Genomic DNA, 23,864 nt, shown 5'->3' on the forward strand with positions numbered 1-23,864 from the left:
TCTGGCCGCATGGCCATCATCGACACGAGCGAGCAGACCGTCCCCGCAGACAACGGGGAGGTTAGCCTGCTCATCGCGCGACAGGTTGATCCGGGCCACGAGGAGAACTTCGAAGCCTGGGCCCACGGGATCCTGGAGACGGCCTCGGCCTTCCCCGACCACCTGGGGTACGGGCTGTTCCGGCCGGCCGTCGAGGGCGGGCCCTGGTTCCTGGTGCACCGGTTCCGCAACCAGGCGGCCTTCCAGCGGTGGCAGGACTCGGCCGAGCGCGCCGCCTGGTTCTCGAACTGCCTCGGACACCACCACACCGAGATAGCCCGGCGCGAACTGCACGGCATGGAGACCTGGTTCGCGAAGCCGGGTACGGCCCGGCCCGCGCCCCCGCGGTGGAAGATGGCGATCAGCTCGGGGCTGGCCATCTTCCCGATCTCGCTCGCGGGCAACGCGCTGCTCGGGCCGTACCTGGTGAATCTGAACTTCGTGCTGCGGACGGCCGCGTTCGCCGTCGTCTTCAGCACCCTGATGACCTACGTGGCCATGCCGGCGATCAGCAAGCTGCTGCGGCCCTGGCTCACGCGCGGGCAGTAGCCCCGGTGGGGCTCAGTCGAGCTTGGTGACGTCGAGGGTGCCTTCCGCGTACTGCTTGCGGATCACCTTCTTGTCGAACTTGCCGACGCTCGTCTTCGGCACCGCCTCGACGATCGCCCAGCGCTCCGGAAGCTGCCACTTGGCGATCGACTGGCCGAGGAAGGCGCGCAGTCCCGCGTAGTCCACGGTGGCTCCCTCCTTCAGGACCACGGTGGCCAGCGGGCGCTCGTCCCACTTCTCGTCGGGGACGGCGACGACCGCCGCCTCGGCGACGTCGGGATGGGCCATCAGCGCGTTCTCCAGCTCCACGCTGGAGATCCATTCGCCGCCGGACTTGATGACGTCCTTGGCGCGGTCGGTGAGGGTGAGGTAGCCGTCGGGGCTGATCACGCCGACGTCTCCGGTCTTGAGCCAGCCGTCCGCGCCGAACTTGTCCTCGGGACGGGTCGGTTCGCCGGACACGCCGCCGTAGTAGGCGCCCGCGATCCAGCTGCCGCGGACCTCCAGCTCGCCCGCCGACTCGCCGTCCCAGGGCAGGAGGTCGCCACCGGGGCCGACCAGGCGGGCCTCGACGCCCGCCGGGAAGCGGCCCTGGGTGATGCGGTACGGCCACTCCTGCTCGGGGGTCAGCCCGGCCGGCGGGTGCGCCATGGTGCCCAGCGGCGAGGTCTCGGTCATGCCCCAGGCGTGGTTGAGGCGCACGCCGAGCTTGTCGTAGGCCTCCATCAGGGCCGGCGGACAGGCCGCGCCGCCGATCGTGACGTGCTTCATCGAGGTCAGGTCCCGCGGGTTGGCGGTGACCTCGGCGAGCAGCCCCTGCCAGAGCGTGGGGACGGCCGCCGCGTGCGTGGGCTTCTCCCGCTCGATCATGTCGGCGAGCGGGGCGGGCTGCAGGAAGCGGTCCGGCATCAGCATGCTGATGCCGGTCATGAAGGTGGCGTGCGGCAGGCCCCAGGCGTTGACGTGGAACTGCGGGACGACGACGAGGGAGGTGTCCTTGTCGGTCAGGCCCATCGACTCGGTCATGTTGACCTGCATCGAGTGCAGGTAGATCGAGCGGTGGGAGTAGACGACGCCCTTGGGGTCCCCGGTGGTGCCGGAGGTGTAGCACATGGCGGCGGCCTGGCGCTCGTCCAGCTCGGGCCAGTCGTAGGTGTCCGGGCGGCCCGCCAGGAGTTCCTCGTACTCGTGCACGCGCGCGCCGAGGCCTTCCAGCGCGGAGCGGTCGCCGATGCCCGCGACCACGACGTGCTCGATGGTCGGCAGGTGCGGCAGGAGCGGGACGAGCAGCGGCAGCAGGGTGCCGTTGACCAGGACGACCTTGTCGGCGGCGTGGTTGACGATGAAGACCAGCTGCTCGGGAGGGAGCCGCAGGTTCAGCGTGTGCAGGACGGCCCCCATGGAGGGGATCGCGAAGTACGCCTCGACGTGCTCGGCGTTGTTCCACATCAGGGTCGCGACGCGGTCGTCCTGCTGGACACCCAGTTCGTCGCGCAGGGCGTTGGCCAGGCGCGTGGCACGGGTCCCGATCTCGGCGAAGCTGCGGCGGTGCGGCTCGGCCTCTCCGGTCCAGGTCGTGACCTGGGACTTCCCGTGGATCGTCATCCCGTGCTGCAGTATGCGGGTGACGAGGAGTGGTACGTCCTGCATGGTGCTGAGCAAAGCGTCCTCCCGGTGGGCGCTGCGGCGCTGCGGCGGCTACGGATGCTGCGATTCTGCGCACGTACCGGTCGGCATGTCACTACCCAAGAGTAGAAACACGGCCGCTGTTTCACGTGAAACATCGGGCGGAGGGGCCGGACTCAGCGGACGGGTGTCAGTTCGGGGTCCTCGCGGAGCTTGACCAGCGCCCGGGAGACGGCGCTCTTGACGGTGCCCACGGAGACTCCGAGCAGCTCGGCGGTCTGGGCCTCGCTCATGTCCTCGTAGTAGCGCAGGACGACCATCGCCCGCTGCCGGTCGGGCAGCCGGGTCACCGCGCGCCACATCGCGTCGCGCAGCGCCTGTGCCTCGGCGGGGTCGGCGGCCGGCGGTTCGTCGGCCTCGGGGAGCTCGTCGCAGACGAACTCGTCGACCTTGCGCTTGCGCCACTGGCTGGTGCGGGTGTTGACCAGGGCCCGCCGGACGTAGCCGTCCAGGGCGCGGTGGTCCTCGATGCGGTCCCATGCACGTAGGTCTTGGCCAGTGCCGTCTGGAGCAGGTCCTCGGCGTCGCAGGGGTTGGCGGTGAGCGAGCGCGCGGTGCGCATCAGGACCGTGCCGCGGGTCCGGACGTACGCCGAGAACGACGGGTAGGGCGTCGGATTCGAGGCGAGCGTGCACACAGGCGTGGTCATGCCTCCACGCTAGGAGCGGCGCGGCCCCACCGGATCGGCCGCAAGTGCCGAAGCGGGATCCATCTCAGGTTGTAGGGGTGGGGCCTGCCCCACCTCCTGAAGGTGGAGGAGGTGGGCGGCCGCCCGGAGGGGTCGGCAGGCGGCGTCAGCCGTCCGCGCCCAGGATCAGGCCCGAGGTCGGGACCCCGGTACCGGCGGTGACCAGGGTGTGGGCGGCTCCGGAGACCTGGTTGACGGAGGTGCCGCGCAACTGGCGGACCGCCTCCGCAATGCCGTTCATGCCGTGCAGGTACGCCTCCCCGAGCTGGCCTCCGTGGGTGTTGAGCGGCAGCGCGTCCGCGGCCACGAAATCGGCCGCCTCCCCCGGTGCGCAGAAGCCGAACTCCTCCAGCTGCATCAGCACGAACGGCGTGAAGTGGTCGTAGAGGATGCCGACGTCGATGTCCGAGGGCCGCAGCCCACTGGTCCGCCACAGCTGGCGGGCGACCACGTCCATCTCCGGCAGCCCGGTGAGGCCGTCCCGGTAGAAGGAGGACATGGCCTCCTGGCGGCGGCCCGCGCCCTGGGCCGCCGCCGTGATCACGGCGGGCTTCTGCCGCAGGTCACGGGCCCGTTCGGCGGTGGTGACGACGATGGCCTGGCCGCCGTCCGTCTCCTGGCAGCAGTCCAGCAGCCGCAGCGGCTCGACGATCCAGCGCGAGGCGGCGTGGTCGGCGAGGGTGATGGGCTTGCCGTAGAAGTACGCGGCCGGATTGTTCGCGGCGTGCCGGCGGTCGGTGACCGCGACGTGGCCGAACGCCTCCGGGGTGAGGTTGTAGGCGTGCAGGTAGCGCTGGGCCGTCATGGCCACCCAGGAGGCCGGGGTGAGCAGCCCCCAGGGCAGCGACCAGCCGAGCGCCGCGCCCTCCGCCGAGGGCTCGCGCTGCTGGACGCCGGAGCCGAAGCGGCGGCCGGAGCGCTCGTTGAAGGCGCGGTAGCAGACCACGACCTCCGCGACACCGGTGGCGACGGCGAGGGCGGCCTGCTGGACCGTGGCGCAGGCCGCGCCGCCGCCGTAGTGGATGCGGGAGAAGAAGGAGAGGTCCCCGATGCCGGCCGCCTGGGCAACGGTGATCTCGGGGCTCGTGTCCATCGTGAAGGTGACCATGCCGTCCACGTCGGCGGGGGTGAGCCCGGCGTCGTCGAGGGCCGCGTGCACGGCTTCGACGGCCAGCTTGAGCTCACTGCGGCCGGAGTCCTTGGAGAACTCGGTCGCGCCGATGCCGGCGATGGCGGCGCGGCCGCCGAGCTGGTCACGGGTGCGGACGCTCATGCCGTGTCCTCCGGGGTGCCGAGGGTGACGGTGACGGTGCCCGTGACGTGGTGGCCGATGCCGTTCGCGCCGACCACGCGGATCTCGGCGGTGTTCCCGTCGAGGGCGGTGACGGTGCCGGTCAGCGTCATGGTATCGCCGGGGTAGTTCGGGGCACCGAGACGGATCGCGACCTTGCGCAGGACCGCGCTCGGGCCGAGGTGGTCGGTGATGTACCGGCCGACCAGACCGTTGGTCGTCAGGATGTTCATGAAGATGTCCGGGGAGCCCTTCTCCCGCGCGAGCACCGCGTCGTGGTGCACGTCCTGGTAGTCCCGGGAGGCGATCGCGCCCGCGACGATCAGGGTGCGGCTGACCGGTATCTCCAGCGGCGGCAGTGTGTCGCCGATGTTCATGCCTCGTCCCCCTCGGGCGTTTCTTCGGGCGTGTCTTCGGGCGTGTCTTCGGACAGGGCCGCTCCCAGCTCGGCCAGCAGTTCGCTGCCGCAGCCCAGGTACGCGTCGAGCTGGCGTCCCCACAGGAAGTGCCGGTGGACGGGGTGGTCGAGGTCCGCGCCCATGCCGCCGTGCAGGTGCTGGCCCGCGTGGACGACCCGTTTGCCGGCTTCCGAGGCCCACCAGGCCGCCGTCAGCACGTGCTCGCCCGCCGGGAGCCCCTCGTCGACGCGCCAGGCCGCCTCGTACGCGGTGACGCGTATCGCCTCGGTGTCCATGTGGGCGTCGGCCGCGCGCAGCATGACCCCCTGGTTGGTGGAGAGCGGCCGGCCGAACTGCTCGCGGGTGGAGGTGTACTCCACGGCGCGGGCCAGCGAGCCCGCGCAGACGCCCGCCTGGAGGCCGGCGAAGGCGGTCCGGGCGACGGCCAGAACGTCCGCGTAGGCGCCCTTCCCGCCGACCCGTTCCGCCTCGGCGTCGGTCAGGGTCAGGCTTCCGGCGGACCAGGGAGCGGTGGTCTCCACCGGCTCCGTGCGCACCCCGGGCGCGTCCGTCCGTACGAGCCACAGGGCTCCCCCCGTGTCCGGGACCAGGACGTGCGTGGCCTCGCGCAGCCAGGGCACGGCCGGGGCGCCGCCGGTGAGCCGTCCGTCCGGCGAGGCGGTGATCCGGCCGCGGCCCGGGAAGGCTCCGGTGGCGACCGCGTCGCCGGCGCCGAGCGCGGGGAGCAGCCGGGCGCGCTGCTCGTCGCTGCCGTGCCGGGTCAGGGCGAGGATCCCGTAGACGCACGTGGCGGCGTACGGGACCTGCGCGGTCGTGCGGCCCTGTTCCTCCAGCAGGAGCACCAGGCCGAGCAGGCCGACGTCCTCGACGGCGGCGGTCAGTCCGGCGGTGGTGAGGGCCTTCCACAGCTCGGCGTCGCTGCCGGTGCCGGCGGCGCCGAGGCGGTCGTGGGTGGCAAGGTCGCCGAAGATCCGGGCGGCCAGTCCGGCCGCGGCCGCCTGCTCCTCGGTGGGGTGGAAATCCATCAGGCTTCGCTCCCCCGGAAGACGGGCAGTTCCAGTTCCTCGTCCACGCGCAGGAACTCCAGCCGCACGGGCAGCCCGATGCGGACCTTGTCGTACGGGACACCCGTGATGTTGCTGACCATGCGGACCCCTTCGGCGAGTTCGACGAGAGCCACCGCGTAGGGCGGGTCGAAGGCGGGGAAGGGCGGATGGTGCATGACCACGTACGAGAACACCGTGCCGGCGCCGGACGCCTCGACCGTGTCCCAGGCCTGGCTCCCGCAGGTATTGCAGCCGGGCAGCCAGGGGAAGCGGAGCGCCGCGCAGGCGGTGCAGCGCTGGATCAGCAGTCTGTGCTCGCGGACTCCGTCCCAGAAGCCCCGGTTGTCGCGGTTGATCACGGGGCGGGGGCGCTGGGCGGGCTTGGCGGGCTTATTCGGCTCGGTGGACTTGCTCGGCTCGGTGGTGCTGTTCGGCTTGGTGGTGCTGTTCGGCTCGGTGGTGCTGTTCGGCTTGGTGGTGCTGCTCGGCTCGGCCGGCTTCTTCGCCGCCGGGACGTACTTGAGGATCCGGAAGCGGTGCGTCCCGGCGAGCTCGCCGTTCGCGCGGAGGTCCATGCGGGTGGTCACGAAGTGGCCGGTGCCCAGCTTGGTCGTCTTGCGCGGCGACACCGACTCGATGACGGCGTCGAAGGTGATCGCGTCCCCGGGGCGCAGCGGCCTCAGGTACTCCTGCTCGCAGTCGGTGGCGACGACCGAGGTGCAGCCCGCGCCGTCGAGCAGCGCGAGGAGCTCGTCGTAGGCCGAGGAGCGGTCGCCGTGTCCGGAGAGCCCGCCCATCGTCCAGGCCTGGAGCATGGTGGGCGGGGCGATGGCGTCCGGCCCGGCGTAGGCGGGGTTGGCATCGCCCATCGCCTCGCACCAGTGGCGGATCATCGGCTCGTTGACCACGTCCTTGCCCCGGCCGGCGATGGCGGCGGGCTGTCCTTCGAAGGACGCGAGCAGGGTGTGGAAGCGCGCGGCTTCCGTCTCCGCGTTCGACGCTCCGGTGGCGGGCGGGGCGGGCCTGGCGGTCATCGCTTCCTTCCCTTCATGCCGAGCCGCATCATGGCGACGATCTCCCGTTGGACCTCGCTGACGCCGCCCCCGAAGGTGTTGATCTGGGCGGCCCTGTTCATCCGCTCCAGCTCGCCGCCCGCGAAGACCGCGGGTCCCGGTCCCCGGATGAGCGCCTCCTCCCCCACCACCTCCTGGCAGATCCGGTACACCTCGACGGTGGACTCGGTGCCCAGGAACTTCACGCCGCTCGCGTCGCCCGGTGCCAGGGTTCCGGCGCCGACGTCCTGGACGAGGCGCCAGTTGAGGAGGCGTACGGCGGCGAGGCGCGCGTGGGCCTCGGCGAGCCGCGACTGCACCCACGGGCGGTCGGCCGGGCGGTCGCCGGTGACCGGGTCCGGGGTGCGGGCGTGGTCGAGCGCCCCCCGGTAGAAGTCCTCGGCCTGCATGCCGATGGCGGCGAGGGCGACGCGCTCGTGGTTGAGCTGGTTGGTGATCAGGCCCCAGCCGCCGTGCTCGGGGCCGACGAGGTTGCCGGCGGGCACGCGGATGGAGTCGTAGTACGTGGCCGTCGTGGTCAGCCCGCCGACGGTGTCGATCGGGGTCCACGAGAAGCCGGGGTCGTCGGTCGGCACCAGGATGATGGAAATGCCCTTGTGCTTGGGGGCCTGCGGATCGGTGCGGCAGGCGAGCCAGATCCAGTCGGCGTTCTGGGCGTTCGAGGTGAAGATCTTCTGGCCGTCGATCACCCAGCCCCCGTCGTCCCGGACGGCCTTGGTGCGCAGCGAGGCGAGGTCGGTGCCGGCCTCGGGCTCGGAGTAGCCGATGGCGAAGACGAGCTCGCCCTTCAGGATCCGGGGCAGGAAGTAGTCCTTCTGCTCCTGCGTCCCGTACTTCATCAGGGTCGGGCCGACGGTGTTGAGGGTGACCATGGAGACGGGGGCGCCGGCCCGGTAGGCCTCGTCGAAGAACACGAACTGCTCGTCGGGGCCTCGGCCCTGGCCTCCGTACTCGACGGGCCAGCCGAGGCCGAGGAGTCCGTCGGCGCCTATCCGGCGCAGTAGGGCGCGCTGCTCGGCGGGGCCCTCGGGCACCCCGTCCGGCAGCAGGTTTCCGAAGTACTCCCGCAGCTCTGCGCGGAGCCGCAACTGGCCTTCGGTAGGGGCGAGGTGCACGGCGCTGGCCTCCCGGCATCACATCATCAAGTGGAACTGACTGTCCGTCAGATTCCGGGTGGATGTCAAGGCCGGGGCGCTGTGACGGAGCACGGAGAACGCCCGAGGGCGCCCGCACTACCGGACCCCAGCCGGTCCGGTCGCACGGGCGCCCTCAACAGTCGGTGCGGCTCAGGCCGCGGCTACCACCAGGGGTAGAAGTTCACCGAGACGTTGGAGTTGTGCTGATCGATCGCGGTGAAGGCCGAGCCGTTGACCTGCGCGGTGTTGTTCTGGTTGGACGCGCCGGACCCGGTGGCCACCTGCTGCGAGGTGGAGGAGTTGCCGTGGTTGTTGCCACCCACGCCGCTGCCGATGATGCTGGCGACGCTCGCATTCGATCCGTCGTTCGCGAAGGAGCCGTTGTCGGCCGATGCCACCCCGCCGAAGAGGGCGACGGCGAGGGGGAGAGCGGCGACGGCGGCGATGACGCGGGCGGTACGGATGCTTGCCATGTCTTTATCCTCCAGAAAACCGAAGTGGGGTGTGCTCCAAGGCAGTTGGCCGACCGCCTCGGTCGTTCCGTGTGGTGACGACGTCGCGAGACCAGAGTTGCCCACCGAATCCCCGGCGAACCACCCCGGAGCCCTCTATTCCCCCGCAAGCATGACCAACATCGGATAAACCCCCTTCGCGCCCCCGGCGCCCCAGGTCAACGCCGTGCGACCCGCTGAAACCCCTGCCGCGCAAGGGGCGAACCGTTCCGCCAAACCGTCCGGCCCCGGACATGCCGAAAGGGCCGCGCCGTCCGGGAACCCCACCGTCTCCCGGGCCTGCGGCCCTGCGCTGCCAAGCTTCACGCCCCCTGCACGCCCCCGGCGCTCGCCGGGGCCATTCCGCTGTGCCCCGCTCCGGGGCACCTTCACGGCGCGATCCGCGGTCGCGGCCCACACACACCGACCGACCGGGCTCCAGCGCCTGCGCTGCGTTGCTCTCGCGTTCTGCTGCCTTGCTCCTGCGTTGATCCTGCGCCGATCCTGCGCGGTGCGGCCTGCTGGGGGTGTCTGGTTACCGGCACCGGTACGAGTACGGGGTGCCGTCGTGTCCTGCGTACGGGGCGCCGCGCACTGGGCCCTACACCTTGCACCTGCGCGCACTGCGTCCTGCGTCCTGCGTCCTGCGGTCGACGGGTCCTGCGGTCGACGGGTCCCGCGTCTGCGCGGTATGCGCACTCCGTGACGCGCGCTACGCGGCGAGCGCCATCTCCCGGCGGGCGGCTCCGACGCGGACCGCTGCGGTGATCGCGGCGCTACGGACGCCGTCGTCCACACCGGGCTCGGAGCCGGCGGCCAGGGCGGTGGTGGAGCGGCGGACGGACGGGGTCTTGCCGTGGGCCTCGGCGCGGATGCGCTGCTTGATGGTGGGCGGGAGCGAACCGCCGCGCATCATGGCCCGCCAGGTCCGCCGCGCCATGAAGGCCGGCCGGTTCGCAGCGACGGCCGCGGGGGCGGCGGCGGGGGAGGAGGAGAGCGGGGTGGCGGCGGCCTGGGCGGCCTTGCCACCGAAGCCGAGGGAGGCGAGGAGGGCCACGAGGGCCGCGAGGACGGTGGTCCAGATCGACGTGATGGTGCTGCGGTGAGCCATGACGGGTCCCTCGTTTCGCGATGTTCCGACGGGTGGATCTGAATACATTCGTCATGATGCGGGCGCAAGCGGAGCGCCTCCACGCCCCGCGCCGATCTTCCGACAAACACCACCCAAAGGGTCTAATCGCATAATTCCGCACCCTTTGAACCCCCACGTGAAGCCGGGACGAACCTCCGCGGCAAAGTAGCCATATCCCGATCTACAGGCGGCTGTTGACATCCACTCAGCCCGCGCAGCACGCTCCACCACGGCGCGGCGGATCTTGTTCTCATGGTCGGGGGACCAGGTTCGGCCGGCGAAGTGTCGCCGTCCATGGTCGCCACCCGCTTGCCCGCCGCATTGACGATGGAGCCGGCCCGGACGTCGGTCCGCTGGTCTTCGGCCCCGAGGAGCACTTCATCCGGGACCTCGGCTACTACGCGGCGACCACGGCACCGGCTTCGCGGGGTACGAACGCGAGATGTGCCGCTTCGCGGACGAGAACCAGAAGATCGGCCCCTCGAACACCCCTGCCGGGCAAGGAGCGGATGACGGCCAAGGCCGAACGCGGAAGGGGTGCCACCTGATCGGTGGCACCCCTTCCGGGCGGGGCCTCGGCCCTGCCTGGTGCGGTGGGTGTGGGATTTGAACCCACGGTGACTCGCGCCACGACGGTTTTCAAGACCGTTCCCTTAGGCCGCTCGGGCAACCCACCTGGCGGGTACAGAGTACCGGGCGGTGGGGGTGGGCGGCGCTGGGGATTCTCGGGGGGTCAGGCGGTCTGGGCCTTGTCGTAGGCCGCCTTCGCCTCGTTGCCGAAGTACGGGCCGTACATCCGGTTCGGCAGGAAGGTGTAGCCGAAGCTGTTCACCGAGACCTGGGTGCCCAGGCCCGTCGCCTCGTTGAAGTCCTGGAACCAGGGGCCTCCGCTGGAGCCGCCGGTCATGTTGCACGGCATGCTGTGGTCCTTGGTCAGCAGGAAGTCCTTGCCGGTGTTGCCGCTGCAGTACACGAGCTTGCTGCCGTCGTACGGGGCCGCCGCCGGGAAGCCGAAGGCGTACATCTTCTTGTTGTAGCCGCCGTTGAACACGATGCCCTGGGCTCCGACGACCTGGCTGAGGGTCCGGCCGTTCAGCGGGGCGACGACCGCCAGGCCGACGTCCATGTTCATGTCCTCGCTCGCCACCCACTGGTCCGTCGCGAAGGTCTTGGTGGCCGTCCACTGCCCGTAGGGCGCGTTCCCGTTGTCGTATCCCGGGACGAAGATCCAGTTGGTGTGCCAGGCGCCCTGGTACTTCACGCAGTGGCCGGCGGTGATCACCGTGCTGCCGTTGGCGCTGGTGACCGAGTCACCCGAACACGAGGCGCTCTTCCCGTTGAAGGTGAAGAAGACCCGGCCCGAGGTTTTGACCACCGCGCCACCGGACGCCCAGGCTCCGCCCGGCTGCGGGAAGGCCGCGGGGGAGACGGCGGACACCGCGGGGGAGGCGCTCGCGGGGGTCGGGGCGATCGTCGTGGGGCGCTCCGCGGTGGTGGGCGCCGTACGGGCGGCCGTGCCCGGGGCCGCCGTGATGTCCAGCGGGGTGGCGGCCCGCATCCGCTCGGCCGTCCAGGCGCCCGGGGCGGGGCGCTGCTCGGCGGCCGAGGGAGAGGCCGCCGTCACCGCGCCCGCGAGCAGGGATCCCGTCGCGAGGAGGACCGATATGGCTGTCCGATGGCGATTCACGCATGACTCCTTCTGCCGTGTCCGGATGAAGAGCTGTCGGTGCGGATCGGGGGCAGAGTGGCATGCCGGGAGCGAGATGTCAGGCACCAGTCGGAACGTTCGGTCGGTTCCGGCCAGGAAATGGCCAACTCCGGCTAGGTGGTGAGGAGAACACCCGCGTACGAGGCTCCGGCCACCACCACCCAGGCCGCGAGGCCCAAGAGGGCGGCCCGGCCGCCGGTACGGGACAAGGTGGGCAGGTGGACCGCGCTGCCCAGGCCGAACAGGGCGGCGGCCAGCAGCAGTTCCTGGGCGGTGTGCGCCCATTCCAGCGCTACGTCGGGCAGGACCCCGGTGGCGCGCAGTGCGGCCGCCGCGAGGAACCCCGCCACGAACAGCGGCACCGGAGCCGGCCTGCGGCCCGAGGGCGTGCGCAGCCCGCGCCTGCGGGACCGTACCGAGAAGGCCACGGCCGCGACCAGCGGGGCCAGCATCGCCACGCGCATCAGTTTGACCAGCACCGCTTCGCCGAGGGCGCCGGGGCCGGCCGTCTGGGCGGCCGCCACCACCTGGCCGACGTCGTGGACGCTCGCGCCCACCCAGCGGCCGAAGTCCGGGTCGGAGAGGCCGAGTGGGGACTGGAGGAGCGGGAGGACCGCGATGGCGAGGGTGCCGCACAGGGTGACCAGGGCCACCGAGGAGGCCACGTCCTCCTCGTCGCTGCCGGACACCTGACTGACGGCGCCGATGGCGGAGGCCCCGCAGATCGAGTACCCGGTGGCGATCAGCAGCGGCTGATCCCCGGGGAGCCCGAGCCGCCGACCGAGCCAGAGGGTGCCGAGGAAGGTCGCCGCCACCACCGCGGCCACCATCGCCACGGTGGCCCAACCCAGCCGGAGCACCTCGTCCAGACCCAGGGCCAGGCCCAGCAGGACGATGCCGATCCGCATCAGGCGCCGACCGGCCAGGGAGAGGCCCGGGCGCGCGGGGCCCCGTACGAAACCCCGCAGGCCGGGGAGGTGAGCCGCGGCGATGCCGAGCACCACCGAGATCGTCAGCATCGGCGCCCAAGGTGCCAGCCGGTGCGCCGACCAGGCCACCAGGACCCCGGCCGCCGCGAGGCCCAACCCGGGCCACGATGACGGTGTTTCACGTGAAACAACGATCGGATCCGGTGATTCCGCCCCGCGCACCGGGCGGTTCAGCAGGGCCATCAGTCGGTCGGAAGCGTGTAGACGCGGCGGACGCTGCTGCCCAGGCGCACGACGTCGGCGCCGTACACGTGCAGGGATATCGCCTTGGTGCGACAGGAGTTGCGGACCTTGTGGATGTCTCCGGGCGGGGCGAACCCGCAGACGTCACCCGGGCCGTTGACCACGTGCTCGGTGGCCACCAGCCGGGCGCCGGTAGTGGCCGTGGCGGGCGCCAGGCGGTAGCGGAGCTCGCTCTCCTCGCCCTCGTGCACCCCGGCCACGCACCACGAGACGTGGTCGTGGATCGCCGTCTCCTGGCCCGGCAGCCACACCAGGGCCACCACGGAGAAACTGCCGTCCGGTTCCGCGTGCAGGACGTGCTGCCGGTAGCGGTCGGGATGCCCTTCCCGCTGCTCGGCGGCGAGCAGACCGGCCACCCCAAGGTGCGGGGCGAGGCGTTCGCCGACCAGGTAGGCGGTCAGGTCGGGGGCCAGCCCCCGCTCCACGACGGTACGTATCTCATGGACGAGGGCGGCCATCCTCGCGGTCGTTCGGGCCGGCGTGCTGGTGGTCATATGGGGAGCGTCGAGGAGCCCACCCATCACGTCCAACGACAGTTATGAGGTGAAATCCCAAGACCGGCTTATGGGTGGGAGCGGAGCCGGATCCTCCAGTGGGCCGGTTCAGCAGCCCACGCGGTTCGAGGCCGCCTGCTTCAGGGCGTCCAGCACCACGGCCGTCGCCGGGACCCGCAGATGGTCGCGGTACACGTGCGCGGCGATGTGACGGCGGGCGGCCGGAAGCAGGGGCCGCCCGCACACCTTGCTCAGCGAGAGCGAGGGCAGCACCAGCGCGGGCATCATGGCTACGCCGAGGCCCTGTGCGACCAGGCTCTGGACCACCAGGTTGTCGTCGGTGGCGAACCGGATGTCGGGGACGAAGCCGAGTTCCGCGCATTCGTGCAGCAGGTTCGCCCGGCAGCGCGGGCAGCCGGCGATCCACCGCTCCTCCGAGAGGTCCGCGAGGTGCACGGCCCGGCGCCGGGCCAGCGCGTGCCCGGTCGGCAGCAGCACCGTCAGCTGGTCCTCCATGAGCCTGACCTCGGCGACCTCCTCCGGCACCTCTTCGTGCAGGCCGGGATAGGTGAAGGCGAGGGTGATGTCGCACTCGCCCCGCTCCAGCCGGCGCAAGGAGTCCGGGGGTTCCCCCTCCAGCAGCTCGACCTGGATGCCCGGATGCTCCTTGGCCAGGCTGCTCAGTGCTTCCGGGACCAGGGTGACGTTGGCGCTGGGGAAGCCGCACAGCCGGACGCGGCCGGTCCGCAGCCGGGCGTACGCCTTCAGCTGGGCCTCGGCTGCGGAGAGACTGCCGAGGATGGTCTCGGCGTGCCGGGACATGGACTCCCCGGCCTCGGTGAGCTGCATGCGGCGGCCGACACGCGTGAAGAGCGGGGTGCCGACGGCGCGTTCGAGCGCCTTCATCTGCTGGGTGATCGCGGGCTGTGTGTACCCGAGGGCCCTAGCGGCCGCCGAGTAGGACCCCGAGGCGACCACCTCGTGGAACGTCCGTATGTGCCGCGAATCGAACACGGTCGAAGCATAAGCGGACGTTGGGAGGGGCCGCAGGCACAATCGCGCCTACGGCCCCCCACTATCAAGCCAGTCGATCCTGCCGGCCGCCGAGCGGCCGGCCGCTACTTGTCGCCGACCCGCGAGCCGAGCGTGATGTCCACCGTGTTCGGCTTGCCGTCGCGCAGGTAGGTCAGCTTCACCGTGTCACCCGGCTTGTACGTCCAGATCTCGCTGATCAGGGTCGGGCCACTGTCGATCGGCTTGCCGCCGAGCTCGGTGATGATGTCGCCGGGCTTCAGCCCCGCCTTGCCCGCCGGCCCGTTCGGGTCGACCAGCTCGTTGGCCGAGGCCCCCGTCTCGGAGATCTTCGCGCCGTCGGTCTTGGCCGCGAGGTCGACGGAGACCGAGATCACCGGGTAGACCGGCTTGCCCGTCTTGATCAGCGATTCGGCGACGTTCTTCGCCTGGTTGACCGGAATGGCGAAGCCGAGGCCGATGGAGCCGGCCTGGCCGCCGCCGAAGCCGCCGTTGCCGGCCGACTGGATCGCGGAGTTGATGCCGATGACCGCGCCGCGGCCGTCGAGCAGCGGACCGCCGGAGTTGCCCGGGTTGATCGAGGCGTCCGTCTGGAGGGCGCTCATGTACGAGTTCTTGCCGCTGGAGCCGTCGCCCGAGGCGACCGGGCGGTTCTTGGCACTGACGATGCCGGTGGTGACCGTGTTGGACAGGCCGAAGGGGGCGCCGATCGCGATGGTCGAGTCGCCGACGGCGACCTTGTCCGAGTCTCCGAGGGGCAGCGGCTTGAGCCCGGACGGCGGGTTCTTCAGCTTGAGGACGGCGACGTCGTACCCCTGGGCCCTGCCGACCACCTCGGCCTCGTACTTCTTGCCGTCGGAGAAGGTCGCGCTGACCTTGCCGCCGTTGGCCGCGGAGGCGACCACGTGGTTGTTCGTGAGGATGTGGCCCTGCTGGTCGTAGACGAACCCGGTGCCGGTGCCGCCCTCGCCGTCGCCGGCCGAGGCCTCGATCGTGACGACGCTGGGCAGCGCCCCTGCGGCCAGACCCGCGACCGTACCCGGATCCCGCTTGAGGTCCTTGGGCGTGTTGCCGGCGCTGACCGTGGTCGAGCCGAAGCCGTTGGCGCTCCGGTCGGCGGCCCAGTAGCCGACGCCGCCGCCGACTGCGCCCGCCAGGAGCGCCGCCGTGAGCACGCCCGCGATCAGGCCGCCCTTGCCCTTCCGCTTGGGCTGCGGTGCGCCGTCGGTGGCGAGGGGCACGCCCCAGCCACCACCGCCCTGGCCGTCACCGGCCCCGTACGCGGGGGCCGCGGGCGGCGGGGGAGGCCAGCCCTCCGCACCCATCGCCTGCGGCGCGGGGGCGGGGGCGTACGCCGGGGTGACCGGCGGGACCGGGCTGTCGGCGTACACGGGAGCCGGGGCCGGGGCCGGAGGCTGGACGGCCGCAGCGGGCTGCGCCCCCGGGGCCTGGGGGAGCTGCTGGGTCGGTTCGGTGCCGGGCGCGTGCGCCGGCGGCACCTGCTGCGTCCCCGGCTCCGCGGGCGCCGGAGCGGCGTGCGCGCCCGGCGCGGCGTCGACGGGCGCGGCCACCGGGGGTGCGGGCGGAGCCGCGGGGGGCGTCGGGGCCGCGGTGCCCTCGTTCTCGGTGCTCACAGCGCTCTCTCCTCGTCACACACGGCTTCAGAAATACGGGCGATATCGGTCCGACAGAACGTTCGACGTGCCGTACAAGTTCCTGGGCAAAGCCTTTCCCATGACCCGTCAGAGCACTGTAAGCCGGACCTGTGAGTCTCCCCCATCCTTTATCTCCGACATTTCGGACGCATCCCCAGAAGCACCCGCCGGGCCCTCCCCGACATCCGGCCCCGTCTCGGTGGCACCATGAGCCGGTGACCCACGCAACGCCGCGCCCCATCCAGGTCGTCGCCCACCGCGGCGCCTCGGAGGATGCCCCCGAACACACGCTGGCCGCCTATCGCAAGGCCATCGAGGACGGGGCCGACGCCCTCGAATGCGATGTCCGGCTCACGGCCGACGGCCACCTGGTCCTGGTCCACGACCGGCGGGTGAACCGCACCTCCAACGGCCGCGGCGCCGTCTCCGCCCTGGAGCTGGCCGATCTCGCCGCCCTCGATTTCGGCTCGTGGAAGGACCGCGAGGAGTCCCCCGACTGGGACGCGGACCCCGAGCGGACCTCCGTGCTCACCCTGGAGCGGCTGCTGGAACTGGTCGCCGACGCCGGACGGCCGGTACAGCTGGCGATCGAGACGAAGCACCCGACCCGATGGGCCGGACAGGTGGAGGAGCGTCTGCTCTTCCTCCTCAAGCGCTTCGCGCTGGACGCCCCGGCCGTCGAGGGGCCGCACCCGATCCGGGTGATGAGCTTCTCCGCGCGCTCCCTGCACCGGATGCGGGCGGCGGCGCCGACGGTCCCGACCGTCTACCTGATGCAGTTCATCTCGCCCCGGATGCGGGACGGGCGGCTGCCGGCCGGGGTGCGGATCGCCGGGCCGGGGATGCGCATCGTGCGCAGCCATCCGGGCTTCATTCGCAAACTTCAGGCCGCGGGGCATTCCGTTCACGTATGGACAGTTAACGATCCGGAAGATGTTCAGCTCTGCGCTGATCTAGGTGTGGAAGCGATCATCACGAACAGGCCGCGACAAGTTTTGTCACAGCTCGGGCGCTGACGTCCCGCTTTGCGCGCCCGTCCCACGCGGCACACCCGTTACGGGGTGTGCACCGGCGCATCCACTCCGCGTTCGGTCGCCGTGAGTGCGTCAGAGGGTGCCGGTCCGGCGGTTTCCGGTCCAGGCCATTGGGGCATCCAGACCATGCGTGGGGCTAAGGAGGTTCCGGGGGTGGCGTTGATGGTGGCACAAGAAGTGCCCACGTCGTCGTGCATGGACGTGTCCCATGGTCCTGCGGGCGTGGGCGAGGCGAGGCACCGGATGCGCGAGCAGTTGCGCATCAGTGGAGTGTCCGAATCGATCGTGGACGACGCCGTACTGATCCTTTCCGAACTGCTCAGCAACGCCTGCCGGCACGGCAGACCGCTGGGCGCGCGGGAGATCGGCGACGGCGGGATACACGCGTCGTGGCGCGTCGACAAGGCGGGGCGGCTGACGGTCGAGGTCACGGACGGCGGCGGGCCCACCCGCCCCATCCCGGCCAAGCCTTCGGTCACCGCACGGGGCGGGCGGGGGCTGAACATCATCAGCGCCCTGGCCCAGGACTGGGGTGTCCGGGACGGAGCGGCGGGTGAGGTCACCGTCTGGGCGACCGTAGCCTGTGGGCCCCGGCACGAGGATTTCGCTACGCGCGTTGCGCCCCCGGCGATCGATTTCAGTACGGCCTTCGACGATCTGGATACCTGATCCGACCGGTCCTCGACCGCGGGTGGACGGATGGCGGCCGTCCGGGAGCGCACGCCGACCGTGCTCCCGGCCGCACCCCACCGGTTGTGGCGGTACGAACGGCTAGGCTCGCGCCCATACCGACGCCGTACCGCCGCAACCGGGAGACACCCACGATGGCCAAGAAGCGCCCCGCCGCGAAGTCCGCAAAGCCGCAGCTCAACAACGGGGAGATCCCGGTGGTGGGCGCTCGCGAGCCCTGCCCCTGCGGATCCGGGCGCCGCTACAAGGCCTGCCACGGCGCAGCCGCCGCGCACGCCGTCACCGAGCACGTGGCCCGGCCGTTCGAGGGCCTGCCCGGCGAGTGCGACTGGGTCGCGCTGCGCGAGCTCGTCCCCGCCGCCACCGTGCCGCTCACCCTCAAGGGCGGACTGCCCGAGGGCGTCCCCTCCGTCACGCTGGTGACCGTACTCCCGCTGGCCTCGCCGGCACTGCGCCGCGAGGACGGCTCCGTCCTGCTCGGCCTGCAGAACGACTCGACCAGCGGCGACCTCGCGCGGGACATGGCCGACACCCTGGAGCGCGCGCTCGTGGCCGAGCCCGGCACCGTCGTCGCGGCCCGCCGGGTTCCGGCCGAGGGTCCGCGACTTCAGGATCTCCTGTCCGTGGACGGCGCTTTCGAGCCGGTTGTCCACAGCGGGTTCGAATTCTGGATTCCGGAAGCGGAGAGCGCCCAGAACGCCTCCCCGGAGGTCGCCGCCTCCCTGGAGCGCGCCAACGCCGCCGCCATCCCCACCGTCAAGCTGACCGGCGTGGACGCCGCCTACTGGTGCGAGACCCCGGACAAGAACCACCTGCGCTGGGTCATGCCGCACCCCGAGGAGAAGCTGCTCGACGCGCTCGCGCGGCTCTCCGCGGCGGGCACGTCCTCGCTCGGCGAGGGCACCAAGCTGGTCGGCTCCTTCCGCGCCCACGGCCTGATGGTCCCCGTCTGGGACCTGCCGACCGGGGTCTCCGCCGAGGACGTGGAAAAGCCCGCGGCCGAGCTCGCCGAGCGGCTCGCCGCGGCCCTCGCGACGGACGCTCCGCTGACCACGGAGGAGCGCCGCGCCCGCGGCGGCCTCACCAACCGCCAGGTCACGCTCAGCTGAACGGACGGCCGGGCCCGTCCGCGGGCCGGCCACACGGAGCCGTTGGAAGGGCCTCGGGAGGGTCACACCTGACCGGTCACCGGTGACCGGTGTCACAACTCCCGCTAATCGCCTGCAAATCGGTGTCCGAATATCAGAGATCGAATTTGCGAACAGGCGATCTCTTGTTACCGTTCTTGTAGCCCGGTCGCTGGTGCATCCCCCGTCGCCAGCGACCGGGCCCTTGATTTTCCGGTGACGCTCAACCGTCGCCCGGTACCGGTGAGTTGCTCCCGGACCGCAGGAGCAGGGCTCCTTCATCATCCGGAACTGCAAATTCCGCTACGGCCGAGTAGTCCTCCGGAGCTCCGGCCGACTCCTCCCTCGGCGTTTCACACAGCCCCGGTTCGTCGCCCGCGCCGACCGCACAGCGGATCTGCACCGTGCGCCCGGCAGGGCCCATCACCGTGAGCACCGCGTCGAGCGCGCGGCCGCTGGTGTTCCGGTAGTAGCTGCGCCCCCACGTCCGCCCCTCGCCCGACAGGACGCACGTCTGCGCCTCCACCCCCTGTGGGGAGGACAGTTCGGGTCCGCAACGGGCGTCCGTGCGCGGCTGCTCGGCCGGGCCCGGCCGAGCCGGCGCCGCGGCGGGGGACGGCGTACGGGACCGGCCCGGCGCGGAACTCGCTCCCGAACCGCCCGAATCGGCCGAGCCCCCGGACTTCTCCGCGGCCGCGGAGTCCGATGACCCCGAGCCGCCCTTGGGCGGATGGCCGAGGCCGAAGGTGGAGAGCAGCCCGCCGCCCTTTCCGTCGCTCTGACCGGCGAAATCCGGCCCGGCGATCGCCCCCGCCAGCGGGAGCGACAAGATGATCAACACACCGGCGCCGATACCGATCAGGCGGAGATTCATTCGCCGAAGATAGCGATGCGGGAATGGGGCACGGAGATCCCCGCGCCCAATTCCCCTGGAAACTCGTCTTGCTGACACCCGTACGAGTGATCCGTCCGTACACGGACGTCAGTACGCGAGTCGGCTCCCGCCGCCCGACGCACCGCTGCTCGCCTCCACCAGCGCGTCCACGACCGACTCCACCTCCGGCAGCCAGACGTTCCCGGCCACCGCCGGCTCGCGCTCCCACCGCACCTGGCCGCCACCGACCGCGCTGGAGGGCGGCAGCAGCAAGTAGCCGCCGTCGCCGTGGAAACGCAGCGAGGCGGGCACGTAGTCCTTGGCGTAGAGGATCTCGCCGAGCCGCTCCAGCGAGTACGGCGCCACGAGCAGCGACCACCGCGTGGGCGTGGCCACGATCGGCCCGAGCCGCATCCCCTCGGTGTCCAGGCGTACGACGGCACGCGCGGCCGCCGCGGCGGGCAGGCTCACCGCACAGGGCGCGCTCCCGCCGGTGGCCAGCAGGATCGGGGCGCCCGCCCGGTTGGCCCACCACCAGGACACCATCCGGGGGTCGGTGGTGGCCGCGAGCAGCCCGGGATCGAAGGGGTGCGCGCCGGGGACGACGCAGTCGGGGTCGGGGCAGGCGCACCGGGCACTGTCGGCGGCGGAGCGCCCGACGCCCGGCAGCACGGGCCAGTTCCAGGTGGTGGCGCAGGTCAGCGCCGCGTCGAGGAGAGCCGGCGCATCACCCTGCGGAGGGGCGGGGCGCAGGGATTGCAAGCGATTGCGGAGCCGCTGGAGACGCCTTCCGAGGATCTCGCGCATGAGCGCTCGTTCCTTTCCGTTGAACGCCGAGGGCCAGATCACACCATGTAAGCGGTGTTTCACCACACGTACACGTTTCGCGTCACTGTCCGCCTGAAGCAGGTTCACACGGTTCGTGCAGTTTTCTTACGGGTCCATGAAACGTCCGTCGGGGGCGGTACGCGACCCGGGACCGCGCGGGGGACGGCTGTCGTCGATGGGGACGACGGGCCGTGCCCGGCGGTTCCCGGCGGGCACCGCACTGCGCCAACTCTCCCCGGGTGCAACGGATTACGTACCCGGACCGGCCGACTGACCCGCCCAGTCGACCGCAAAAACCATCCGCTTCCCACTTTTTCCGGCCAAGTTCTAGCCCTGACCGGACACTGAGTTGCCGTCCCACGGACACCAGGATTCCCACCTGGGCAATGCTGGACATCGCTCCTCGTGTGCGTGTAGATGTGGATTCATTGATAGCGGCGCAGCATGATCTGGGGGTTTGCGATGCTATATGGCGAATCGCACCAGCTGGAAAGGCGGACGCCATGAGCGCCCCGCATCTGCCGAAAGTGGCTGGAATCGATCCAGCTGCCACAGCGTCCCCGCACACTGTGGCGCCCACACCGGTGCCCACGGCCGTGTCCACCTCGACGGCCCCGCGAACGACCCACGCCCCGGCGCAGGGCCCTGCCGCGAGTTCGGTCATTCAGGACCGCCTCGCGGGCATGGTCTCCGACCTCACCACCCTCCACGAGCTCACCGAGCGGCTCGCCCGCGCCAGTGACCTCACCACCTCCCTCCAGGAGTTCCTGCGGGCCGGCGCGGCCCTCGTCGGCGCCCGTCGCGGCCTGATCGTCCTGGAGCCCTCCGACGGGCTCGGCCCCACCACCACGATCGGCCTCGGGCTCGGCCACGCCGACCTCGGCCACATCGAGACGGTGCCGCGCAGCGCCACCTCGTACGGCCGCATCCTCGACGGCCTCCCCGACGCCCACGGCGGCTCGGAGGTCCTGCCGGAGCCCGGCACCACCCCCGGCAGCGGTGCCGGCGGGTACGCCACCCCCGTCGACCCCCGCCACCGCGAGGTCGCCGCCCGCCTCGGCTACGCGGCCAGCTACGCGCTGCCGCTGACCGCCGAAGCCACCGGCCGGCTCGGCGCGGCCGTCTGGCTCTACGACGAACAGGCCGAGCCCAGCGACCGCCAGCGCGACCTGGTCGGGCTGTACGTCCGGCACGCCGCCGAGCACCTGGCCCGGATGCTGGAGGTGGAGCGCGCCCGCTCCAGCCTGGCCACCGTCGCCGAGGAACTCCTGCCCAGCCGACTCCCCCGGATCTCCGGGGTCCAGCTCGCCGCCCGGCACCACACCGGACCGCACGGCGGAGGCGACTGGTACGACGCGCTGCCGCTGCCTGAGGGAGCCCTCGGCCTGGCCGTCGGCTCCGTCACCGGCTCGGGCCCGAGCGCCGTCGCCGCGATGGGGCGGCTGCGCGCCTCGCTGCGGGCGTACGCCGTCATGGAGGGCGAGGACCCCGTCGCCGTCCTCTCCGACCTGGAGCTGTTGCTGCGCCTGACCGAGCCCGCGCGCTCGGCGACCGCGCTCTTCGCCTACTGCGAGCCCGCCGGGAGCCAGGCGGGCGGCCCGACCGGCGGCCGGGGGCGGAAGATCATCCTGGCCGGGGCCGGGCACACCCCGCCGCTGCTGATCGGCGAACGGCGCACCGAGTACGTGGAGACCACCCTCTCCGCGCCGCTCGGAATGCTGTCCTGCTGGGAGGCTCCGAGCGTGGAGATCGAGCCCGCACCCGGAGAAACGGTGCTGCTGTACACCGACGGGCTGCTCCGGCGCACCGGGGACCCGATGGACCGGGCGTACGCGCGGCTGCACGCCGCCGCCGCGGGGATCCCCCGTAGCGCCCGCGAGGACCCCGCCGCCATCTGCGACCACATCCTGCGGACGGTGCTGCCGGACGGCGAAGGGGACGGCCCGGCCGCCCCGGCGGACGCCTCCGAGGACATCGTGCTGCTCGCGGCGCGGTTCGAGTGACGAAGGGCGACGAGGAGCTGTGGTGCGGGGCGTGTGACCTGGTTTGGCGGATTTGTCACACGCCCCGTCGGGGAGCGTCCGCTCACACATACGATGGATGAGGTCCATACCCGGTCCGTGTCCGTCGTACTGAGGAGAAGACGTGGCTGACGAGCTCACCCCGGAGACCCCGGAAGAAGAGCAGCCCAAGAAGAAGCACAAGCAGCGCAAGAACGGGCTGTACCCGGGTGTCAGCGAGGAGCTCGCCGCGAGCATGCGCACGGGCTGGGCGGACACCGAGCTGCGCGGGCTGGAGCCGATCGCCCAGGCCGCGCACACCGCCGCGCGCCGCTCCGCGCTGTCCCGGCGCTTCCCCGGAGAGCGCCTCGTCATCCCCGCCGGCCGGCTGAAGACGCGCTCGAACGACACCGAGTACCCCTTCCGCGCCTCGACCGAGTACGCGTACCTCACCGGTGACCAGACCGAGAACGGCGTCCTGGTCCTGGAACCCGCGGGGGAGACCGGCCACCACGCCGCCGTCTACCTGCTGCCCCGCTCCGACCGCGAGAACGGAGAGTTCTGGCTCTCCGGCAGCGGCGAGCTGTGGGTCGGCCGCCGCCACTCCCTCACGGAGGCCGAGCAGCTCCTGGGCATCCCGGCCAAGGACGTGCGCAAGCTTCCCGAGGAGCTGGCCGAGGCCGAGGGCCCGGTCCGTTCCGTGCGCGGTCACGACGCCGTCATCGAGACGGCCCTGACCGACAAGGTCACCAAGGAACGCGACGAGGAGCTGCGCGTCTACCTCTCCGAGGCCCGCGCCGTGAAGGACGCGTTCGAGATCGGCGAGCTGCAGAAGGCCGTCGACTCCACCGTCCGCGGCTTCGAGGACGTCGTGAAGGTGCTCGACAAGGCCGAGGCCACCTCCGAGCGCTACATCGAGGGCACCTTCTTCCTGCGCGCCCGTGTCGAGGGCAACGACGTCGGCTACGGCTCCATCTGCGCCGCCGGCCCGCACGCCTGCACCCTGCACTGGGTCCGCAACGACGGCGACGTCCGCTCCGGCGACCTGCTGCTGCTCGACGCCGGTGTGGAGACCCACTCCCTCTACACCGCCGACGTCACGCGGACGCTGCCGATCAGCGGCACGTACACCGACATCCAGCGCAAGATCTACGACGCGGTGTACGAGTCCCAGGAAGCCGGTATCGCCGCCGTCAAGCCGGGCGCGAAGTTCCGCGACTTCCACGACGCCTCGCAGCACGTGCTCGCCGAGAAGCTCGTCGAGTGGGGCCTGCTGGAGGGACCGGTCGAGCGTGTCCTGGAGCTCGGTCTGCAGCGCCGCTGGACCCTGCACGGCACCGGTCACATGCTGGGCATGGACGTCCACGACTGCGCCGCCGCGCGCACCGAGGCGTACGTCGACGGCACGCTGGAGCCGGGAATGTGCCTCACCGTCGAGCCCGGCCTGTACTTCCAGGCCGACGACCTGACGGTGCCGGAGGAGTACCGCGGCATCGGCGTCCGGATCGAGGACGACATCCTCGTCACCGAGGACGGCAACCGGAACCTGTCGGACGGGCTGCCCCGCACCTCGGACGACGTCGAGGCCTGGATGGCACGGCTCAAGGGCTGACGCCACCGCTCGTACGCGCCGATGGGCG

At 71.6% G+C, this 23,864-nt stretch carries 21 protein-coding genes, 1 tRNA gene and 1 pseudogene; 6 read left to right on the top strand and 17 right to left on the bottom strand.

Features of this window, described 5'->3' with window-relative positions; genetic code table 11:
• Positions 1–9: 9 nt before the first annotated feature.
• The gene (locus AC6CKD_RS19245; protein ID WP_422523459.1) at positions 10–588 is read left to right on the top strand and encodes an antibiotic biosynthesis monooxygenase; all 579 of its coding nucleotides are present in this window, start codon (positions 10–12) and stop codon (positions 586–588) included.
• Positions 589–600: 12 nt separating this feature from the next.
• Here the strand turns inward: AC6CKD_RS19245 and AC6CKD_RS19250 are convergent, their stop codons facing one another.
• From AC6CKD_RS19250 to AC6CKD_RS19320, 15 genes and pseudogenes are all read right to left on the bottom strand, one after another.
• A complete protein-coding gene (locus tag AC6CKD_RS19250) occupies positions 601–2,250 on the bottom strand; it encodes a long-chain fatty acid--CoA ligase (RefSeq protein ID WP_498328679.1) in 1,650 nt (549 codons plus the stop codon).
• 140 nt (positions 2,251–2,390) lie between these two features.
• Positions 2,391–2,923, bottom strand: a pseudogene (locus AC6CKD_RS19255) (SigE family RNA polymerase sigma factor).
• A gap of 145 nt (positions 2,924–3,068) precedes the next feature.
• The gene (locus AC6CKD_RS19260; protein ID WP_498328680.1) at positions 3,069–4,235 is read right to left on the bottom strand and encodes a lipid-transfer protein; all 1,167 of its coding nucleotides are present in this window, start codon (positions 4,233–4,235) and stop codon (positions 3,069–3,071) included.
• Positions 4,232–4,630: a MaoC family dehydratase gene (locus AC6CKD_RS19265; protein WP_498328681.1), complete on the bottom strand. Its 399-nt coding sequence runs from the start codon at positions 4,628–4,630 to the stop codon at positions 4,232–4,234. Before AC6CKD_RS19265 ends, AC6CKD_RS19260 begins: the two co-directional genes overlap by 4 nt.
• Positions 4,627–5,697, bottom strand: coding sequence for an acyl-CoA dehydrogenase family protein (locus tag AC6CKD_RS19270; protein ID WP_498328682.1), 1,071 nt, complete (start codon positions 5,695–5,697; stop codon positions 4,627–4,629). The genes AC6CKD_RS19265 and AC6CKD_RS19270 overlap by 4 nt, the downstream gene beginning before the upstream one ends.
• Positions 5,697–6,752 carry a bifunctional MaoC family dehydratase N-terminal/OB-fold nucleic acid binding domain-containing protein gene (locus AC6CKD_RS19275; protein ID WP_498328683.1) on the bottom strand — a complete coding sequence of 352 codons (1,056 nt, stop codon included), beginning with the start codon at positions 6,750–6,752 and terminating at the stop codon, positions 5,697–5,699. The genes AC6CKD_RS19270 and AC6CKD_RS19275 overlap by 1 nt, the downstream gene beginning before the upstream one ends.
• Positions 6,749–7,906 carry an acyl-CoA dehydrogenase family protein gene (locus AC6CKD_RS19280; protein WP_498328684.1) on the bottom strand — a complete coding sequence of 386 codons (1,158 nt, stop codon included), beginning with the start codon at positions 7,904–7,906 and terminating at the stop codon, positions 6,749–6,751. The genes AC6CKD_RS19275 and AC6CKD_RS19280 overlap by 4 nt, the downstream gene beginning before the upstream one ends.
• A gap of 182 nt (positions 7,907–8,088) precedes the next feature.
• Positions 8,089–8,400 (bottom strand): hypothetical protein, encoded by a 312-nt coding sequence (locus AC6CKD_RS19285; protein ID WP_478687658.1) that lies wholly within the window; start codon positions 8,398–8,400, stop codon positions 8,089–8,091.
• Between the two features lie 730 nt (positions 8,401–9,130).
• A complete protein-coding gene (locus AC6CKD_RS19290; RefSeq protein ID WP_498328685.1) occupies positions 9,131–9,529 on the bottom strand; it encodes a DUF6344 domain-containing protein in 399 nt (132 codons plus the stop codon).
• A 612-nt stretch (positions 9,530–10,141) separates the two neighbouring features.
• A tRNA-Ser gene (locus tag AC6CKD_RS19295) sits at positions 10,142–10,226 on the bottom strand.
• Between the two features lie 57 nt (positions 10,227–10,283).
• A complete protein-coding gene (locus tag AC6CKD_RS19300) occupies positions 10,284–11,237 on the bottom strand; it encodes a trypsin-like serine peptidase (RefSeq protein WP_498328686.1) in 954 nt (317 codons plus the stop codon).
• 134 nt (positions 11,238–11,371) lie between these two features.
• Positions 11,372–12,430, bottom strand: coding sequence for a YeiH family protein (locus AC6CKD_RS19305; protein WP_498328687.1), 1,059 nt, complete (start codon positions 12,428–12,430; stop codon positions 11,372–11,374).
• On the bottom strand, positions 12,430–12,984 hold the full coding sequence (locus tag AC6CKD_RS19310) for a cysteine dioxygenase family protein (protein ID WP_498328688.1): 555 nt from the start codon (positions 12,982–12,984) through the stop codon (positions 12,430–12,432). The genes AC6CKD_RS19305 and AC6CKD_RS19310 overlap by 1 nt, the downstream gene beginning before the upstream one ends.
• 108 nt (positions 12,985–13,092) lie before the next feature.
• Positions 13,093–13,998: a LysR family transcriptional regulator gene (locus AC6CKD_RS19315; protein WP_498328689.1), complete on the bottom strand. Its 906-nt coding sequence runs from the start codon at positions 13,996–13,998 to the stop codon at positions 13,093–13,095.
• Positions 13,999–14,102: 104 nt separating this feature from the next.
• Positions 14,103–15,650 (bottom strand): S1C family serine protease, encoded by a 1,548-nt coding sequence (locus tag AC6CKD_RS19320; protein ID WP_498328690.1) that lies wholly within the window; start codon positions 15,648–15,650, stop codon positions 14,103–14,105.
• 236 nt (positions 15,651–15,886) lie between these two features.
• On the opposite strand from AC6CKD_RS19320, the gene AC6CKD_RS19325 reads away from it, so the two are divergent.
• The 3 genes from AC6CKD_RS19325 to AC6CKD_RS19335 all read left to right on the top strand — a co-directional run bounded on the left by AC6CKD_RS19325 (position 15,887) and on the right by AC6CKD_RS19335 (position 18,504).
• Complete coding sequence (locus tag AC6CKD_RS19325; RefSeq protein WP_498328691.1) at positions 15,887–16,687, top strand: glycerophosphodiester phosphodiesterase; 801 nt, start codon at positions 15,887–15,889, stop codon at positions 16,685–16,687.
• A 180-nt stretch (positions 16,688–16,867) separates the two neighbouring features.
• Positions 16,868–17,374, top strand: a complete 507-nt coding sequence (locus tag AC6CKD_RS19330) for an ATP-binding protein (RefSeq protein WP_498328936.1) — start codon at positions 16,868–16,870, stop codon at positions 17,372–17,374.
• A gap of 155 nt (positions 17,375–17,529) precedes the next feature.
• Positions 17,530–18,504 (top strand): DUF5926 family protein, encoded by a 975-nt coding sequence (locus tag AC6CKD_RS19335; RefSeq protein ID WP_498328692.1) that lies wholly within the window; start codon positions 17,530–17,532, stop codon positions 18,502–18,504.
• A 241-nt stretch (positions 18,505–18,745) separates the two neighbouring features.
• Here the strand turns inward: AC6CKD_RS19335 and AC6CKD_RS19340 are convergent, their stop codons facing one another.
• The gene (locus tag AC6CKD_RS19340; protein ID WP_498328693.1) at positions 18,746–19,396 is read right to left on the bottom strand and encodes a hypothetical protein; all 651 of its coding nucleotides are present in this window, start codon (positions 19,394–19,396) and stop codon (positions 18,746–18,748) included.
• 108 nt (positions 19,397–19,504) lie between these two features.
• On the bottom strand, positions 19,505–20,203 hold the full coding sequence (locus AC6CKD_RS19345; protein ID WP_498328694.1) for a bifunctional DNA primase/polymerase: 699 nt from the start codon (positions 20,201–20,203) through the stop codon (positions 19,505–19,507).
• 407 nt (positions 20,204–20,610) lie between these two features.
• Here AC6CKD_RS19345 and AC6CKD_RS19350 point away from each other — a divergent pair, with 407 nt between their 5' ends.
• Together AC6CKD_RS19350 and AC6CKD_RS19355 are read left to right on the top strand one after the other, a co-directional pair.
• Positions 20,611–22,227, top strand: a complete 1,617-nt coding sequence (locus AC6CKD_RS19350; RefSeq protein WP_498328695.1) for a PP2C family protein-serine/threonine phosphatase — start codon at positions 20,611–20,613, stop codon at positions 22,225–22,227.
• Positions 22,228–22,369: 142 nt separating this feature from the next.
• Positions 22,370–23,836, top strand: a complete 1,467-nt coding sequence (locus tag AC6CKD_RS19355) for an aminopeptidase P family protein (protein ID WP_498328696.1) — start codon at positions 22,370–22,372, stop codon at positions 23,834–23,836.
• Positions 23,837–23,864 lie beyond the last annotated feature (28 nt).

Source organism: Streptomyces sp. GQ60, from assembly GCF_059758875.1.